We start from the raw sequence: 17,555 nt of genomic DNA, 5'->3' as shown, positions 1-17,555 counted from the left end.
AGGGACAGCCACACGGCATGCGTATCGTCTCCGACCGGACGGACCCGGAAGTGGTCGACCAGGCCTCAGCAACCATGCCCGAATCCGATCACGGGGCAATGGCCTCCGTACCGGGTAACGTTTCAACGCTGCCCGGCGTGGCCGGACATGCCGGTGCCGCGATGCCCACTGCGGGGCTGGCCGTTGCCGGGTCGGCCGCCGAGTCGGCAACGAACGATGCCGTGGCCGCCGAGGGTCCCCGCGACGTTGCAGATGGCCAGGATCCCGACGACGAAAGCGCAGTCGAGCCGGCCCCCGTGCTGACCACCCCGACCCTGGGCGAGGTGCTGCTGGCCATCGAGGAACTCTGGCCCTCGTCCCTGGCCGAGAGCTGGGACGCCGTCGGACCCGTCGTTGGCCGCCCAGAGCGTCCGGTGCGCCGCATCATGTTTGCCGTCGACCCCACGCTCGAGGTGATTGCCGATGCCGTCTCGCGCGGCACCGACCTGCTGGTCACCCACCACCCGCTGCTGCTTAAGTCCGTGAATTCCGTCGCCGCAACGGGCTTCAAGGGCGAGGCCGTGCACCTGCTGATCGAATCCGGTTGCGCACTGGTGACCGCGCATACCAACGCCGATTCCGCGCTTGGCGGCGTCTCCGACGTGCTGGCAGACATCCTGGGTGTCACGGACACCAAGCCGCTGGCGCCCTCCAGCGCCGGGCTGCCCGAAGAGGGCATCGGCCGCGTCGGCATGCTGCCCGAACCGATGCTGCTGCAGGAATTCGCCAGCCGCGTCTTCTCCGCACTGCCCTCCGTGGCCGGGGGAGTGCGCGTCGCGGGCGAGCGTGCAGGAATCGTCCAGAAGGTCGCCGTCTGCGGCGGCGCCGGCGATTCGCTCTTCGACGCCGTTCGCGATTCCGAGGCCGACGTCTACGTCACCGCCGACCTGCGCCACCACCCCGCCTCCGAGGCCCGCGAGGCCTCGCTGAACGGCAAGCCGTACCTGATCGACGTCTCCCACTTCGCCAGCGAATGGCTGTGGCTGCCCTCGGCCGCCGACGCCCTGGTCAACGTGCTGCACGACCTGGGCCACTCGGTCGAGGCCGAGGTCTCCAAGATCAATTCCGATCCCTGGGACTTCATCCTCACCCCGTAGCGTCGGGTGTCGCTGGCCAGGCCAACACCGGACCCCGACGCATGCTCGACCGGACGGCGTCGGCCGTGATCGTCGACCCGATGACCCTGGCCCGGGGCCAGTCTTCGTTTCCCCAGGCGAGGAAGGCCACGCCATGATCCTGTGTGGCGCCTGAAATTTGCCGGGAAGTCCGAATCCGCGAAAGCGTCGCGGGATGCCCGGACTACTTCTCGAAGTCCATCGCACAGCTGGCAACCTGGCCTTTTCATGGATGTCGACGGGCATCGAAAGTCGAGACCGGCTGTTGGCTTTGCGAGCGTCAGGAAGCGGTGTCATACCCAGCGGCCAAAGGCCCCCGTGAGGCCTTGTGTGCCCTCATGGACGGTGCCAGACTGGCCGCAGGAATTGTCCCGGCGATCGGAAATCATCATGGCTAATTGAACTGAATGCGTCGACGTGACCGGGTTGCCCGTGTCGCGTTCGATGCAGGGGCACGACTCGTCGAATTTACCTGCATAAGGAAGCCCGGGAACCCAAAGCCCGGACACGCTCGCGCCATTTGCCGATACCCCGCCGAATGCTGCTCGATGGCACCGAACAGCCGAAGCGACAATCGACATGCCATACCGCAGCCGCTTGGGAACCACAGGCGGTTGCCTGCGCGAACCAGGAGTTTCCCATGCACAAGGGAAATGTCGTTCAAACGAAGTCCCAGGATGAACCTGCACGCGCGCCCTTGGGCTTGATGCGTGGCCAGGTATTGGTTGCAGCGGATGAAAACCAGGAAGCCCGCTGGCTGCCCGGCGAACGGCTGGACCAGCTCTTTGAAGAGCAATGTGACCGGCTGCGCGACGCCGGAAACGAATCACGCCTGGCGGTTGACTGCCGGACGCTCACGCTCACCTACGACCAGTTGGATGGCAAGGCCAACCAACTTGCCCGTCATCTGCTCGCTCGAGGGTGTCGGTCCGGTGACAAGATCGCGCTGCTTTTCGACGAGCCGACGCGTTCGTTCGTGGGGATGCTCGCCGTGCTTAAGATCCATGCCGCTTATGTTCCCCTGGATGCCGGATATCCTGCTGACAGGCTCTCCTACATCATTGCCGACGCAGACGTCGCCATGGTTCTGACTCTGGCGCATTTGAGGGAGTGCCTCGTGGACGCCGTGGTTCCCGTCACCGCATTGGACGAGGAAGCCGGGCTGATCGATTCATTGGAGTCCTCGCGCCTGAGCGCAGTGGAAAAAGGCTCGTCGACGGAACAACTGGCCTACATCATCTACACATCCGGCACCACCGGACGCCCCAAGGGCGTGGCGATCGAGCACGCCAGCATCTGTAACTTCGTCAGGGTTGCCGCCGACACCTACGGGTTCCTGGAACGGGACAGGGTTTACCAGGGCATGACCATCGCATTCGACTTCTCCGTGGAGGAGATCTGGGTTCCCTGGATGTCCGGCGCCACGTTGGTTCCCAAGCCAAGCGGAACCGCGCTGCTTGGGGCGGAGCTGGCCGAGTTCCTGGTGGCAAACAGGATCACGGCCATGTGCTGCGTGCCGACCTTGTTGGCCACCATCGATGAGGACATCCCCACCCTCAGGTTCCTTCTGGTCTCGGGTGAGGCCTGCCCGCGTGACCTGATCGTGCGCTGGCACCGTCCGGGCCGCCGCTTCTTGAATGTCTACGGACCCACCGAGGCCACAGTCACTGCCACGTACTCGGTCGTTGATCCCACCCGTCCCGTCACGCTGGGGATACCTTTGCCCAGCTACTCGGTGGTCATCCTGGACCCCGACGAACCGATGGCATTGCCAGCCGGCTCGAGGGGCGAAATCGGTTTGGCGGGTATAGGGCTGGCCAGGGGATACGTCAATCGTGACGATCTGACCGACAAGGCCTTCATCGCGGATTTCTTGGAGATCGACAACAACCCGTCGGGGAGGATCTACCGCACCGGCGATCTGGGCCGGATCAATGAAGCCGGCGAGATCGAATACTTCGGCCGGATCGATACCCAGGTCAAGATCCGTGGCTATCGGATAGAACTAACGGAAATCGAATCGGTGCTGCTACAGGTTCCCGGGGTGGCCCAGGCAGTGGTCGTCCCATACGAGCCGGTGCCGGGGATGGCTGAGTTGGTTGCTTACTACAGCCTGCGCCATGACACCAGGGCGCTGGATAAGGCGACGCTGAGGGATCGTCTACAACAGCGTTTGCCCGGCTACATGGTGCCGGCGTACTTGGAGCAGCTGGAAACCATACCGATGTTGCCCAGCGACAAGGCGGATCGAAAGCGCCTGCCGCCGCCGACGTCCCCGCGTTCCGGCGCCGACGCCCAGGAATACACGGCTCCGGCAAATGAAACGGAGGAACTTCTGGCTTCTTCCTTGGCCGAAGTTCTCAAGGTCGAGGTCGTATCCACGCGCGCAAATTTCTTCAGCGATCTTGGGGCAAACTCCCTGTTGCTTGCATATTTCTGTTCCCACACCCGGAAGAACAGCGCGCTTCCCCCGCTAGCCATGAGGGACATCTACCAAAACCCGACCGTTGAAGAATTGGCGGCGGTTGTGACGAGGACGGGCGTTGCCACGGTTCAGCACGTCCAGTATCCCGAAGCGGCTGAGGGAACACAGGCGACAACCCGCCAGTTCGTCACCACCGGTGCCCTCCAGATGTTGATCTTCCTGGCTTACACATACGTCACGGTCACCCTCATGGTCATCGGATACTACTGGGCGGCGGCGGCACCTGACCTGCTGCATCTTTGGCTGCGATCCGTCGTGTTTGGCCTGGCAACCTTTGCAGGCTTGTCGATAGTCCCCATTGCCCTGAAATGGATGCTTGTTGGCCGGTGGACGGCCCGTGAGATTCCGATCTGGTCCGCGGGTTATGTGAAATTCTGGTTCGTCAAGGCGCTGCTTCTCAGCAATCCACTGCGGATGTTCGCCGGGACGCCGTTGTTCAATGTCTATTTGCGTCTCCTCGGCGCCAAGATCGGGCACGATGTCGCCCTCTTCTCCACCGCCGTGCCCGTGTGCACCGATCTGTTGACGATCGGAGACGGCACGGTGGTCCGCAAGGATTGCCTCTACAACGGCTACCGCGCCCATCGGGGGGTCATCCAGCTTGGTCCCGTGACGTTGGGCAAGAATGTCCTGGTGGGTGAGAAGACGGTCTTGGACATCGACACCGCGATGGGGGATGGCTCCCAGCTTGGCCACTCCTCATCCTTGCAACGTGGGCAAGTAGTTCCTGCCCACCAGAGCTGGCACGGGACTCCTGCCCAGCGCACGGACACCGATTACCGGGCCGTTGAACCGGCGCTATGCACCTTGAGACGGAAGATCATCTATAGCTTCTGGGTCGTGTTCAATAGGCTTTTTCTCATCGCGCCCCTCGGCATCTTCTTGGTAGCGGAGTTCTTGCCGGGCTACCTGCAATCAGGGCTGCTTTGGAAGGACACGGGAAGGTTCTCCGCCGAGCTGCTGGTCGTTTCCTTTGTCGCTGTGGCTGTCGGGATCATCGGTGGTCTGCTTGTGGTCGCCACCCTGCCGAGGCTCCTAAACCAGTTCCTGACCCCGGGCAAGGTCTATCCCCTCTATGGCTTCCACTACGCCGTTCAGCGGACCGTTGCACGGATCACGAATCTCCGCTATTTCAAGCACCTCGCGGGTGACAGCTCACTCATTCTCTACTACCTGAACTGGATCGGATACCACCACCCGAACCCGGTGCAAACGGGGTCCAACTACGGGGTCGAAGTCAAGCATGACACCCCGTTCATGGTCACGGTGGGCTCCGGAACCATGGTGTCGGATGGCCTGTCAATCATCACCGCGGAGGTATCGAACACCTCGTTCCGCCTGGCACCCACCCGCATTGGAGGCAACAATTTCTTTGGCAACGACGTTACCTATCCGCCAGCGGGGAAGACCGGGGAAAATTGCTTGTTCGGGACCCGGGCCATGGTTCCCATTGACGGGTCAATCCGGGAAGGGATAGGTCTTCTGGGGTCGCCTTCCTTCGAAATCCCGCGCTCGGTTCAGCGGGATGCCGCCTTCGACGACCTGAAATCGGCGGAGGAAATGGGGATGCGCCTCCCCGCCAAGAACCGACACAACGGCGTCACCCTTGCGATGTTCCTGATGCTGCAATGGGTCTATGCCTTCCTGGCGCTGTGGATCGGATCGATAGACCTGACCTATCTTGAAGACCTAGGCGCGCCCGTCGTTGCGCTCGGTCTGCTGCTCATCGGCATGACATTAGTAACCGTGTCCATTGCCGCCGAACGCCTCGCCCAACTTGGGCACAAACTCATCCCGCGCTTCTGCTCCATCTACGAGGTTCCCTTTTGGAACCACGAGCGCTTTTGGAAATTCGCTGCCGGGGGTTATCTTGGCGCATTCAACGGCACGCCGTTCAAATCCTTCATCTGGCGATGCTTGGGCGTGAAGGTGGGCAGGAGGCTATTCGATGACGGGTGCGCGATTCCGGAAAAGACGCTGGTTTCCTTGGGTGACGACACGATCCTGAATGCGGGGAGCTGCATCCAATGCCACTCGATGGAAGACGGTGCCTTCAAGCTTGATTCCATCTCCATTGGCTCGAGGGTCACGATCGGCGTGAGCGGGTATGTCCACTACGGGGTGACCATGCATGACGACTCCGTGCTGGATTCCGATGCATTCCTGATGAAGGGCTCCGAGGTTCCGGCAAATGGAATGTTCGGCGGCAACCCTGCGCAGGACCTGTCGGCCTACGTGGTTCGAAAGCCGAGGGAAGCCGTGCGCCAGCACGGCAAGCACCGAGCCTGACACGGGCTGCCGGGACCTAGAGGACGATGAACCGACATCGCTTCGACGGGTATGTGCCCGCTGGGTGGCGGCATTACCACTCACGGTGCAATTCGACCGCATCGCCACCGTCAGCCGGTTGGCGGGTTTGGCAGGTCGATGTTGCCCGCCACCGCCCCGGCGGGTCGAGAACCCTGCGTTCGACCCCGGCGCACTAGTGTTGTGGCTAAGCGATCACCGATCGCCTCGTGCCCGCGGCATAGGCGGGTACCGTGCGTATTGCGGAGGACACCATGGCAAAGGCAGCACCGGCGGAACAACTTCGACTCCTGGACTTGGCACGGCTCGATTCGGAAATCACCAAGCTCAAGCGCACCATCGCCGAGGCCTCCAACGACGCCGAGGTCGATGCCGCGCAGGCGCGGCTCACAGAGTCCGGTACCTCGCTGGCCGAGGTTCTCGCCCGCCTCACCGCCCAGCAAGCCGCGCTGAAGGAATCCGAGGCTGCCGTCGAAAAGGTGACCGCGCACATCAACAAGGACCAGAAGCGGATCGACACCAACGCAGGCTCGGCCAGCGACATGATGGCACTGTCCCACGAGGTCGAATCCCTGACCAAGCGCCGCAGCGACCTCGAGGACGCAGAGTTGGAGATCATGGGCGAACTGGAGGACCTCCAGGCCGAGCACGACGCCGCGGCGGCACTGAACATCCAGCGTTCCGCGGAGCTGGACGCCCACACGGCCCGCCGCGACGCGGCCGTTGCCGCGCTGAAGGAAGAGCTGGCAGCCGTCGAGGCCCGGCGCAAGGAATTGGCAGCCACCTTCGAGGAGGGCCTGTTCAGCACCTACGAGCGCATCCGCACCCGCTCCGGCATCGGCGCTGCCCGGCTCTTCCACGGCGCTTCTGAGGCCAGCGGCATAGCACTGGCCGCCGGCGACCTCGCTGAAATCAAGGCGGCTCCGGCAGACGACATCGTCTTCTGCCCAGACTCCGGCGCCATCCTGGTCCGCAGCAGCGAGTGGGGTTCATGAGCCCGTCCGGCAAAACCGCGGGTCACCCGGGTCACCCGGACTCCGGGCCCCTGGGTTCGGTGCCCGTGCCGGAATACATGCCGGTACCGGGCAGCGGCCGCCTGCACCACACCGAGCTCTGGGTCCGCGACTTCGACGCATCCCGCGCCACCGTCGGCTGGCTGCTGGAGCAACTTGGTTACAGCCCGGGGGAGCCCTGGGCCAACGGCGTGAGCTACCAGGGGGCGCACGACTACATCGTGCTCGAATCGGGTCCCGACGTCCTGCCCGTTGTACACCAACGCTGCGCCCCGGGGGTCAACCACCTGGCGTTCGCTGCCGGGAGCCGGAGCCGCGTCGACGGGATCACGTCCGCTGCCATCGAGCGCGGATTCAGGCTGTTGTTTGCCGACGCCCACCCGTTCGCCGGCGGCCCGCAGCACTACGCCGCGTACCTTGTCGATCCGGACGGATTCGAGTTCGAGCTGGTCGCCGAGGATTAGCGTGACCCGGCGGCCACCCGGGGAACACTGCGATCGGACAATGCGCTGTCCGGTGAAGATGGCATGCGGCAGGGCCGCACGCCGCCGAAAATCCTCTGTCTGCTAGCCCACGGCCCGGAACGCGTGGTCCTCGGGCAGGATGATGTTCAACTGGTGCGCCTTGCGTGCGGCCCCCGTCACGAGTTCCGCCTCCCAGCGTTCCTGTGCCGCGGCCAGCAATTCCTCGGGCGTCGACACCTCGGTGCCGCGCGTGAGCAGGTGCGCGGCCAATTCGCCGCGGGTGTGCTTGGCAAAGTGCGAGACGACCTTGCGCACCCCGCCACGCAGCTGGAACACCGAAACGCTGACGGTCTGCGCGGGTGCCGGCACCCATGCCGCAGCATAGGTGCTCGACCGGCAATCGACCACCAGTTCGCCCGCGGCCCGTTCGTTGAGCACCGGGGTCAGCTTCGGCTTCCACCAGCTGGCCAGCTTGCCGATCTCCGGCAACTTCACGGACATCGACAACCTGTAAGCCGGGATCCGGTCAGCGAAGCCGACGGCGCCCCAGAGTGCGGAGATCACCAGGATGCTCCGGTCGGCCAAGCCCTGTTGCGCCGCATCAAGCCGTTCGTAGCCGAGCGCCTCAAAGAGCACCCCGGTATAGACAGCGTGGGCCGCAGCCGCTGGCTCCCGGTGCAGCTCAATGTTGCGGGTGACCTCCTCGACCAACGACTTGCCCACGCCGAGCACGTCAAGGGCATCCTCGCCGCGCGAAACCTCCGCCAGCACGTCCAGGAGCTGGTGGCGATGCGCATTCAGTTCCGGGAACTGCAGGGCATCTGCGTCGAACGGTTCGCCGCTTGAAGCGGGTTGTTTGCCCTCGGAGGGCGGAAGCAAGATCAGCACCCATCGATACTAATCGCCTCGCCATCCAAACCCGCTTTCGTGAATGCCGGCCATCGATGTGCAAAGCGGCACCGCGAATGGGACTAGAATTGAACGCTGGACGGGATGGCCGGACGATCGCGTGCCACGCAAGTGGCCCGAGGAACGTCCGGGCTCCACAGAACAGGGTGGTGGGTAACGCCCACTCGGGGTAACCCGCAGGCCAGTGCCACAGAGAATAGACCGCCCGCATTCGTGCGGGTAAGGGTGAAACGGTGGTGTAAGAGACCACCAGCGCCCCAGGTGACTGGGGCGGCTAGGTAAACCCCACCCGGAGCAAGGTCAGACAGACTACTGGGTTGTTCGCTCAATGTAGTCGGGTGGACTGCTTGAGGGTGTCGGCAACGGCACTCCTAGATAGATGATCGTCACCGCGATTCGGGTAACCGACCGCGGCACAAAACCCGGCGTACAGGCCATCCCGTCCATTCAAATCCCCAAATCAGAGCGCAAATCCGGTCCCCGGCGACCGTGCGGGGCTAGACTCGGGCCATGGAATGGTTGCTCTGGCTCGTCGGTGTCCCGGTGGTGTGCCTGCTGCTGCTCTGGGCCGCCTCGAAGTTCACGTTCCCCGAAAAGCAGGCCGGCAGCAACGGGGCTTCCGGGGTCTTCGATGTCTTCAACACCCTGTACAACCCCTCGTCGGCCGCCGCGCGCACGGAACTGGACGAGCAGAAGCGCCGGATCGTCGAGTCGGCCCAGGGGCAGGACAAGGATCCCCTGGCAGGCTTCCACCCGAGCCACCCGACCGAACCGGACGACGGATCCGACGACGTGCCGCCCGGTGAACCATGGACCCCGCGCTGATGCCCAGGACTTCGCTTTTGCCCTCAGCGTCCCTATTGCGCCATGCCGCCCGGGTCGCACACGCAGGCTTCGGCTCCCGCCCGGGGCCGGTGCCGATTCGGCGCCCGGAAAGGTAGGCCGATGAAACGAATCGAGATCACGTGCGCCGACGGGCACATCCTGCGCGGGCACCGATTCGAACCGGCCGCCTCGGATGGACCGACAAGGGGTGTCGTCGTGATCGCCAGCGCCACCGGGGTGCTGTCCACCTACTACCACCGCTACGCGGCATTCCTCGCGAAACACGGATTCACCGCCATCACCTTTGACTACCGTGGCATCGGCGCCTCCGCGCCAGAATCGCTCAAGGGATTCAGTGCCCGCTGGCACGAATGGGGCTACAAAGACATCGATGCAGTCATCGCTTCGGCGCGCTCACACAGCCCAGGCCTGCCCCTGCATTTTGTCGGCCACAGCTTCGGCGGCTTCGGCGTGGGCCTCGCCCGGGAGTCCAGGCACCTTACAAGGATCCTCACGGTCGGGGCGCAACACGCCTACTGGCGCGACTACGCGAAACGCCACCGCGCGGGATTCTGGCGCCGCTGGCACCTCGCCATGCCACTGGCCGCGCTGCGCCACGGGTATTTTCCCGGCAGGAAACGTGGCTGGCTCGAGGACCTGCCCCGGGGAGTGGCACTGGACTGGGCGCGCAGCCGGAGGGATTTCACCGCGGTGCGCCGGGGAAAAGCCGGAGCCAGCATGCGCCGGCACCAGCAGGACCTGCGGGCGCCGATCCTTGCTGTCGCCGCCACCGACGATCCCTTTGCGACGCCGCGTGCCATGCGCCGCACCCTGGCCTACACGCCGAACGCGCGGCACCAGACGGCCAGGATTTCCCCGCAGGAGCTGAACCAGCCCGAACTCGGGCACTTCGCGCTGTTCCACGACCGCTTTGCCGACACCTTCTGGGTGGACACGCTCGCCTGGTTGGGCGACGGCGTGAATCCCTGGGGCCGCACGAGCGGAATGCCGCAGTCCCAGCTGGTCCCCGGCCGGCGGTAGCTGCCTGCGCACGATCGCGCTCCTGCATCGGCATATAGGGCCGGACCAAGTCAACAGGTGCCCGCACGCGGTGTCCACAAGATCGCCGGAATCCGCGTACGCGAGCGTTCTGTGATCGACCTCACCGGGAGGTTACGCCCAGCGCGCCGCTCACCGACTAGAATGGTTAGCGGGCCACGGCCCACGGGGAAAGATCCTGATACCCCACACAACCGTTTCTGCAAAGGTGCTTTTACGGTAGCAACCGGCTCGAGGATCACCAGCCGGCTGAATTGGAAGGATTTTCAGTGACCCAGCAGTCTGTCGCAGCCCTACAGGAATGGAGCGGGCGCGAAGAGCTCGCCGAGGCCATGATCCCGTTGATCGGTCGTCTGTACCGCAACAACAACGTGGTGACCTCGATCTATGGCCGCAAGCTGATCAACCAGTCGGCCATCAACATCCTCAAGGCACACCGCGTGGTCCGCCGCATCGAGGGCGAAGAGCTCTCCATCGAGCAGACGATGCCGTTGCTGCAGGCCATCGACTCCTTGAACGTCGGCGCCGTCTCCATCGACCTGGGCCGCATGAACAAGAAGTTCGTCGAATCCGGTTCCACGGACCTGGTTGCCTTCCTCACCGAGGAACTCGGCGAAAAGGTCGGCCAGGCCGGCGCCACCGACGCAGAGCCGACCGACGTCGTGCTCTACGGCTTCGGCCGCATCGGCCGCCTGCTGGCCCGCATCCTCATCGAACGCGGCGGCTACGGCCTGCGCCTGCGCGCCATCGTCGTGCGCAAGGGTTCGGACGACGACATCGTCAAGCGCGCCTCGCTGCTGCGCCGCGACTCGGTCCACGGACCGTTCGACGGCTCGATCACCGTCGACGAGGAAAAGAACACCATCCTCGCCAACGGCACGCTGATCCAGGTCATCTACTCGAACGACCCGGCCACCGTCGACTACACCGAATTCGGCATCAACAACGCCATCGTGGTGGACAACACCGGCCGCTGGCGCGACGAGGCCGGCCTGTCCCAGCACCTGCAGGCCAAGGGCGTCGCCCGCGTCCTGCTCACCGCACCGGGCAAGGGCAACCTCAAGAACATCGTCCACGGCATCAACCACACGGACATCACCGCGGACGACAAGATCATCACCGCCGCGTCCTGCACCACCAACGCCATCACCCCGGTGCTCAAGGCGCTCAACGACCGCTTCGGCGTCGTGCACGGCCACGTCGAGACGGTCCACTCGTTCACCAACGACCAGAACCTGATCGACAACTTCCACAAGGGCGAGCGCCGCGGCCGTTCGGCGGCGCTGAACATGGTCATCACCGAGACCGGTGCCGCCAAGGCAGTGGCCAAGGCCCTGCCGGAACTCGAAGGCAAGCTCACCGGCAACGCCATCCGCGTCCCCACCCCGGACGTTTCCATGGCGATCCTGAACCTGAACCTGGAAACGGCCACGGACAAGGAAGAGCTGAACAACTACCTGCGCCAGGCCTCGCTGGGTGCCGAGCTGCACAAGCAGATCGACTACATCGATTCGCCCGAGGTTGTCTCCACCGACTTCGTCGGCTCGCGCCGCGCCGGCATCGTTGACGGCCTGGCCACCATCGCCACCGGCAAGAACGCCGTCGTCTACGTCTGGTACGACAACGAATTCGGCTACTCCTGCCAGGTGGTCCGCGTCATAGAAACGATGGCCGGCACCCACCCGGTGGCGGTTCCCGCCATCGCGGCAACCGAGACCCTCAGCGTCTAGGTTTCCGCGCCGCAGCGAGCGGGCCGCACCCTTCGATTATCGATCGGTGCGGCCCGCTTCCGCGTTTAAGGCCCCGGCGTCCATCAGCCGAATATGCGCGTCCGCGACTGCGCGGTGGTGATGGCGCGGTGGTGATGGCGCGGCCGGGGCTGCGGCCTCGGCTTTTTGCGGCTAGGGTCGATCCATGGATTCCCGACGACAGCCCGGACTCGCCGCCGCCCGGCCTTCCGCTGCCTCACCTTCCGGCGCGACCAGGATGCGCAGGTTGCTGGCGTTGGCGGCGGCCACGACGTGCCTGGGGCTGCCTCTGCTCGTTGCGTGCGCCGGGAATCCGGGTACGCAATCCGGTACGCAATCCGGCGACGGCAGCGAGCCGGCGTTGGAGCTGGCGCTATCCGACAGCGACCCGCGGCTGATCCGCACGAACGCGGCCATCGGCGGCGCATCGATGCAGGCGCTGTTGACCGGGACGCTGAGCGTGGGACGCGGCAACTGCCTGGGGATTGCCACGGACAAGGGAACGGCCGTCCCGGCATTTCCGCACACGGCGGTGCTGCTGGACGGCGGACGCATCGGGATCGACATCCAGGGCCGTCGCTACCTGGTGGGCGACCAGGTTTCCTTCGGCGGGGGACTGGCGGTGCTGGGCGAGGACGATAAACGCGACCTGGCGCCGTGCCTGGGCGAGGGCGACACGGACATCTTCCTCATCCAGTCCTTCGGGCCCTGATCGGGAACCGCCGAGTACCCCGGCGGAACCCCGGCAAGCGCCGGGCAAGCACCCGGCGGTCGGCAAGCCCCAGGCCGCCGGCCCGGGAATCAGGCCCGGGACTCCGGCCACGCGCAAAGACCCTTGCCGATCTGCCAGGTGCCGCCGGCGTCGATGCGCTCGAGCACCAGGCGCTGCAGCGAGGAATCGCGCGGCAGCGTCGCGGGGTCCGTGCCCTTGGGAACGCGGAACGTGAAGTACAGCGCGTCATAGGGCTGGTCCCGCAGCTCCACGTTGGAGAACCGCGCGGCGAACCTTGCCATGTTCGATGCCGGCAGGCCCGCCGCAAGGTACGGGTCCAGCAACCAGGAGTCGCAGTTGGCGTGGTCGATCCGGGCAGCGGGGAACCGGCGCGCAAAGAACTCCGTCGCCAGCGCCAGGGATTCGTCCACCGAGGCCGGATCCAGCGGCCCGTCCTCGGGAATGTGGACGCCGACGGTCCAGGGACCCTTCGGCGTCTCGCGGTGCAGGTGGTACTGCAGGCGCCCCAGCCGGAAGAGCATTCCGGAAAGGTGCAGCAAAACCCACGACCAGGCGTCCATTCCGAAGCCGCCGTGGGTTCGCCGGTGCAGCTCCATCTGCTTGCCGATGTCGGCGAACGTCGCCTCGATCACCGAGGGGGAGACGCCGGAGCGTTCCAGCCGTTCGGCCGCCACGGGGGCGAAGCGCAGGATGGCCTCGATCCACTGCTCCTCGGTCACCCCGTCGAGCTGCTTGAGCACGGGTGCCTCGGCATCGCCCCAGCGGGCGTCGAGGGTTTCCAGGGCACGCTGCGTTCCGGGGTCGGCCGGGGTGTCGAGCATCAGGGTGCAGGCCCGCCGGTCGACGGCCGGGATCGCGCACAGGTCGAGAATTGCGGCCGTGACTTCTGGGCCGTGGGTGACGGTCATCGGATCGGGTTCCTGCTTCTTTTCACGTGCGCGGATGGGTCTTTGCCGGTCCAGTGCCGATTTCGGGCCGAGACCGGCGGGCGGTGGCGGTCAGTGGCCGAACGGGTCCTCGTCGGTGCCCGGCAGCCAGGTCAGCCCGGGGACGCCCCATTCGAGGGACTTCTTGGCCTTCTTCCACCGCTTGGCCCACTTGTCGTTGAGCTTGTCGACGTACAGGTACCCGTCCAGGTGGTCGTACTCGTGCTGCATGATGCGCGCGAACCAGCCGGTGGCGTCGAAGGAAACGGGGTTCCCGTCGCCGTCGAAGCCCTCGACGCGGGCGAACTCGGCGCGCTTGAGCGGGAAGTTCAGCGCCGGGGCCGACAGGCAGCCCTCGATGTCGTCGTCCGGGTCCGGGGTGGCCTGGGAAACCTTGGAGAGCGTCAGCCGCGGGTTGACGACCACGCCGCGGGTCGGCGCGTCGTCCTCGTGCTCGTACTCGTAGGTGAAGACGCGCAGGCCGACGCCCACCTGCGGGGCGGCAAGGCCCACGGCGTTCGCGGCGTCCATGGTCTCGTACATGTCGGCGATCAGCGTGCGCAGCTCGTCGTTGAACTCCGTGACTTCCTGGGCACGGGTGTGCAGCACGGGTTCGCCGTAGATGGTGACTGGACGGATGCTCAAGACTTGCTCCTTGTGATGATGTGCCGGCCGGCGGGTGGTGCGGCCGAAGGTGTTGGTTCGCGGTCCCCCGTGCTGCGGGAGCAGGCTAGGACCCGGCTCCCAGCGAACGGCCGATGCTCTCGCGCATGATCTCGCTGGTGCCGCCGAAGATCGTCAGCAGGCGGGCGGCGAGGAACGACTGGGCGATCGGGTACTCGAGGATGTAGCCGTAGCCGCCGTGGATCTGCAGGGCGCGGTCGCTGATCGACTTCGCCCGCTCGGACGCCCACAATTTTACCTGCGCGGCCTCGATCTCATCGAGTTCCCCGTCGTTGAACGCGAGGACCGCGCGGTCGACGTAGCCCTCGGTGACCTCGACCTCGGTCAGCAGGTCGGCCAGGACAAAGCGGGTGTTCTGGAACTGCAGCAGGTTGTCGCCGAACGCGTGGCGGTCCGTGGCGTACTGCAGGGCCTGGTTGTAGGAGGCGCGGGCCACGGCGGAGGCGGCGACGGCGATGGCCAGGCGCGCCTGGGGCAGCTGTTCCTTCACGTAGCGCAGGCCCGCCCCGAGCTCGCCGATCAGGTCGGCGCCCGGCACCCGCACCTCGTCGAAGAAGAGCTCTGCGGTGTCCGAGGCCCGCACGCCCATCTTGTCCAGCTGGTTGCCCGGGACGTAGCCCTCGGTCTTGCCCACCATGAACAGCGAGTAGGAGTCGGCGTTGCCGCGGCCGGTGCCGCCGTCGGTGCGGGCCAGCACCACCGAGGCGTCGCCGGTGACGCCGTTGCCAATGAAGGTCTTTTGGCCGGTGACCAGCCAGTCGTCGCCGTCGCGCACGGCCTTGGTGCGCACGCCGCGCAGGTCGGATCCGCAGCCGGGTTCGGTCAGGGCGCAGGAGGTGACGATCGATCCGTCGGCCATGCCGGGCAGCCACTTGGCCTTCAGCTCGTCAGAGCCGTAGTTCAGCAGGTAGGGGAGCACCAGATCGTCGTGCAGGTGGAAGGCCAGTGCGACGCCGAGGTGGCCGGCGGCGACGAATTCCTCGTCCATCACGGTGCGGAAGCGGTAGTCGTCGATTCCCATGCCGCCGAATTCCTCGGGGATGGCCAGGCCCAGCAGGCCGGCCTCGCCGGCTGCGGTCCACATGCTGCGCGGCATCTGGTGTTCGGCGTCCCACTTCGCGTAGTGCGGGGAGAGCTCACGGACGTTGAACTCGGTGGCAAGTTCGCGGAAGTGCTCGTGGTCTTCTTCGAAGAGTGTGCGTTTCATCTGTGACTACCCTCTCTGCCGTGGGCCGGGGGTCGGATTCCCGTCCACATTCAATTGTCCGTTGGTCCCGCCCGCATGCGCGGCCCGATTCGTGCACCGCCCGGGTATGGGAAAAGCCGCTCCGGATAAATCCGGAGCGGCTTCATTGGGGTGAGTAACGGGGATTGAACCCGCGACCTTCTGGACCACAACCAGACGCTCTGCCAACTGAGCTATACCCACCAAGTTCGCCGTGAGGCTAGTTGCCTCGCTCTTCGTTCTTTCGTCCGAACCGCTTGGCAACGAGAACTATCTTACACACACTTTGGGGTGGAGTGCCAACTCGGATTGCCCCCTTTTTGGTGTGTTCTGCGCCACAGTGCCTAATCAGCCTGTTTTTCGGCGACGATGCGCGCCGCGATGGCCTTTGCCTCGGCCGAGTCCGGGCCCGGCGCCGGGACCATGACGGCGGCCCGGTAGTACTTGAGTTCGTCGATGGAATCCTTGATGTCGCCCAGGGCGCGGTGGTTGCCCGTCTTGGCCGGCGCCTGGAAGAAGGCGCGCGGGTACCAGCGCCGGGCAAGCTCCTTGATGGTGGAGACATCGAGGATGCGGTAGTGCAGGTGGTCGATGACCTCGGGCATGTCGCGCACCAGGAAGGTCTTGTCGGTTCCGACCGAGTTGCCGGCCAGCAGGGCCTTGTTGGCTTCGGGGGCGTAGGAGCGGATGTAGTCCATGACGATCTTCGTCGCCTCCTCCATGGACAGGCCGGCGTCCAGCTCGTCGATCAGCCCGCTGGTCACGTGCATGTTGCGCACGAAATCGTCCATCTGGTCCATGGCCGCGACGGACGGCTTGATCACCACGCTGACACCGTCGCCGAGGACGTTCAGTTCCGCATCGGTTACCAGGACCGCAACTTCGATCAGGGCGTCGTGTTCCAGGCTCAGGCCCGTCATCTCGCAGTCGATCCATACAATTTTTTCAGCTGAAATAGGCACAGGCCCAATTTACCCGATGGGTGCCGCATTCCCCGGTTGCGGATCGGGGCGGAGGTCCATGGCGCCTGCGGCGGCGAGGAAGGTTGTTGGCCGTGCACTGGCCGGATGGTGCCGGTCCCCGGCGTAGTCCCTGCTGGCGTCGGTCCGTGGCGAACGGTTGGCGCCCGAGGGGTGCCCCGGCCCGGGCAACCGGACCGCGCTCCCGGACGCGGCAGCATGCCCAGGAAGCACGTGCGGCCAATTCTCGAGTTGGACCCGTGGCCGGAGCCCAATCCCCGGGATCGTCGACGCCTGCCTACTTTTTCTTGGTTGCGCGGTTCTTGGTTGTGCGGCACCCGACGCATGTCCATCGGTCCGTGTTCGTCGTCGATCATGAGGTGCCTGGACAGGCCCGGCATCGACGCCGGGACATGAAAAGGTCGGCTCCCGGGAAAGATGGAGGGTTCCGGAGGCCGCCCCATCCTGCGTGGCGATGAAATGTCCTATGTGCGGCTGCAGCGCCCCGTGTATAGCGCCCCGTGTATCAGGAGCGGGTGGACCTCGATGTGCCCAGGAACCAGATCAGGAAGAACACCGCCAGGCAGGTGCCCGCCAGCGCGATCGCCGCGTTGGCGGCCATTCCCAGTGCGGGGGCGGAGAAACCGAGCAGCACCGCCAGGAATGCGCCCCACCCCAGCATGCCGTGGTTGCGCGTGGATGGTGAAGCTGGAGCCTTGGCTCGTCGGCCCATGGAGGGAATCCCCGTTTCTGCTGTCTGTTTGGTGACTGAAGTTGCCGGCGGCGCCTGCCCGCCGGGAGCGACCGAAGCCCGGGCCCTGCGTGCGGATGCGTTGTCCATGCGTGGGCGCGCCGGATCGGTCGGATCCAAGCCTATGCGCCGTGGCCGACGTAAGCCCGCCAGCCACGCTAGGTGCAGGTGAAGCGCATGTGAGGTGCGGCGCAACCGCCGGCCGCATCCGGGGTTTCGGGGGGTTGCGGTGCTAGGATCGGACTTGATTTTTCGCAGGATTGTGCGATCTTGCGCGCCCCGGCGCCGGTTGCGCCGGCGAGTACAGGGCGCA

General features: G+C 65.3%; 14 protein-coding genes, 1 tRNA gene and 1 other RNA gene. 9 read left to right on the top strand and 7 right to left on the bottom strand.

Annotated elements, in window-relative coordinates:
• Positions 1-161: 161 nt before the first annotated feature.
• The 4 genes from ACIQLF_RS06780 (at position 162) to ACIQLF_RS06765 (ending at position 7,423) form a co-directional block, all read left to right on the top strand.
• A complete protein-coding gene (locus ACIQLF_RS06780) occupies positions 162-1,136 on the top strand; it encodes a Nif3-like dinuclear metal center hexameric protein (RefSeq protein ID WP_400296399.1) in 975 nt (324 codons plus the stop codon).
• A 658-nt stretch (positions 1,137-1,794) separates the two neighbouring features.
• Positions 1,795-5,928 carry a Pls/PosA family non-ribosomal peptide synthetase gene (locus ACIQLF_RS06775; RefSeq protein ID WP_400295945.1) on the top strand — a complete coding sequence of 1,378 codons (4,134 nt, stop codon included), beginning with the start codon at positions 1,795-1,797 and terminating at the stop codon, positions 5,926-5,928.
• 251 nt (positions 5,929-6,179) lie between these two features.
• Positions 6,180-6,941, top strand: a complete 762-nt coding sequence (locus tag ACIQLF_RS06770; protein WP_400295943.1) for a zinc ribbon domain-containing protein — start codon at positions 6,180-6,182, stop codon at positions 6,939-6,941.
• Complete coding sequence (locus ACIQLF_RS06765; RefSeq protein WP_400295941.1) at positions 6,938-7,423, top strand: glyoxalase; 486 nt, start codon at positions 6,938-6,940, stop codon at positions 7,421-7,423. The genes ACIQLF_RS06770 and ACIQLF_RS06765 overlap by 4 nt, the downstream gene beginning before the upstream one ends.
• A gap of 102 nt (positions 7,424-7,525) precedes the next feature.
• Here the strand turns inward: ACIQLF_RS06765 and ACIQLF_RS06760 are convergent, their stop codons facing one another.
• On the bottom strand, positions 7,526-8,311 hold the full coding sequence (locus ACIQLF_RS06760; protein ID WP_400295939.1) for a YaaA family protein: 786 nt from the start codon (positions 8,309-8,311) through the stop codon (positions 7,526-7,528).
• A 101-nt stretch (positions 8,312-8,412) separates the two neighbouring features.
• Here ACIQLF_RS06760 and rnpB point away from each other — a divergent pair.
• The 5 genes from rnpB (at position 8,413) to ACIQLF_RS06735 (ending at position 12,676) form a co-directional block, all read left to right on the top strand.
• An RNA gene (gene rnpB / locus ACIQLF_RS06755) (RNase P RNA component class A) lies at positions 8,413-8,778 on the top strand.
• Between the two features lie 64 nt (positions 8,779-8,842).
• Complete coding sequence (locus ACIQLF_RS06750; RefSeq protein ID WP_400295936.1) at positions 8,843-9,157, top strand: hypothetical protein; 315 nt, start codon at positions 8,843-8,845, stop codon at positions 9,155-9,157.
• 120 nt (positions 9,158-9,277) lie between these two features.
• The gene (locus ACIQLF_RS06745) at positions 9,278-10,198 is read left to right on the top strand and encodes an alpha/beta fold hydrolase (protein ID WP_400295933.1); all 921 of its coding nucleotides are present in this window, start codon (positions 9,278-9,280) and stop codon (positions 10,196-10,198) included.
• Positions 10,199-10,485: 287 nt separating this feature from the next.
• Positions 10,486-11,946: a glyceraldehyde-3-phosphate dehydrogenase gene (locus ACIQLF_RS06740; RefSeq protein WP_400295931.1), complete on the top strand. Its 1,461-nt coding sequence runs from the start codon at positions 10,486-10,488 to the stop codon at positions 11,944-11,946.
• A 184-nt stretch (positions 11,947-12,130) separates the two neighbouring features.
• Positions 12,131-12,676 carry a hypothetical protein gene (locus tag ACIQLF_RS06735; protein ID WP_400295928.1) on the top strand — a complete coding sequence of 182 codons (546 nt, stop codon included), beginning with the start codon at positions 12,131-12,133 and terminating at the stop codon, positions 12,674-12,676.
• Between the two features lie 89 nt (positions 12,677-12,765).
• On the opposite strand, the gene ACIQLF_RS06730 is transcribed toward ACIQLF_RS06735, so the two are convergent.
• The 6 genes from ACIQLF_RS06730 to ACIQLF_RS06705 form a co-directional block, all read right to left on the bottom strand.
• Positions 12,766-13,605, bottom strand: coding sequence for an acyltransferase domain-containing protein (locus ACIQLF_RS06730; RefSeq protein ID WP_400295925.1), 840 nt, complete (start codon positions 13,603-13,605; stop codon positions 12,766-12,768).
• 90 nt (positions 13,606-13,695) lie between these two features.
• Positions 13,696-14,268, bottom strand: coding sequence for a peptide deformylase (gene def, locus ACIQLF_RS06725; protein WP_400295922.1), 573 nt, complete (start codon positions 14,266-14,268; stop codon positions 13,696-13,698).
• 85 nt (positions 14,269-14,353) lie between these two features.
• Positions 14,354-15,514 carry an acyl-CoA dehydrogenase family protein gene (locus tag ACIQLF_RS06720; RefSeq protein WP_400295919.1) on the bottom strand — a complete coding sequence of 387 codons (1,161 nt, stop codon included), beginning with the start codon at positions 15,512-15,514 and terminating at the stop codon, positions 14,354-14,356.
• A 146-nt stretch (positions 15,515-15,660) separates the two neighbouring features.
• Positions 15,661-15,736: transfer RNA gene (locus tag ACIQLF_RS06715), tRNA-His, on the bottom strand.
• 140 nt (positions 15,737-15,876) lie between these two features.
• The gene (gene orn / locus ACIQLF_RS06710; protein ID WP_400295917.1) at positions 15,877-16,494 is read right to left on the bottom strand and encodes an oligoribonuclease; all 618 of its coding nucleotides are present in this window, start codon (positions 16,492-16,494) and stop codon (positions 15,877-15,879) included.
• 523 nt (positions 16,495-17,017) lie between these two features.
• On the bottom strand, positions 17,018-17,224 hold the full coding sequence (locus ACIQLF_RS06705; protein WP_400295915.1) for a hypothetical protein: 207 nt from the start codon (positions 17,222-17,224) through the stop codon (positions 17,018-17,020).
• Positions 17,225-17,555: the final 331 nt, after the last annotated feature.

The organism is Paeniglutamicibacter sp. NPDC091659 (assembly GCF_044756805.1).
Classification (GTDB): domain Bacteria; phylum Actinomycetota; class Actinomycetes; order Actinomycetales; family Micrococcaceae; genus Paeniglutamicibacter.
Note: the sequence above shows the minus strand (reverse complement) of the source record. Positions and strands in the feature narration are given on the sequence as shown.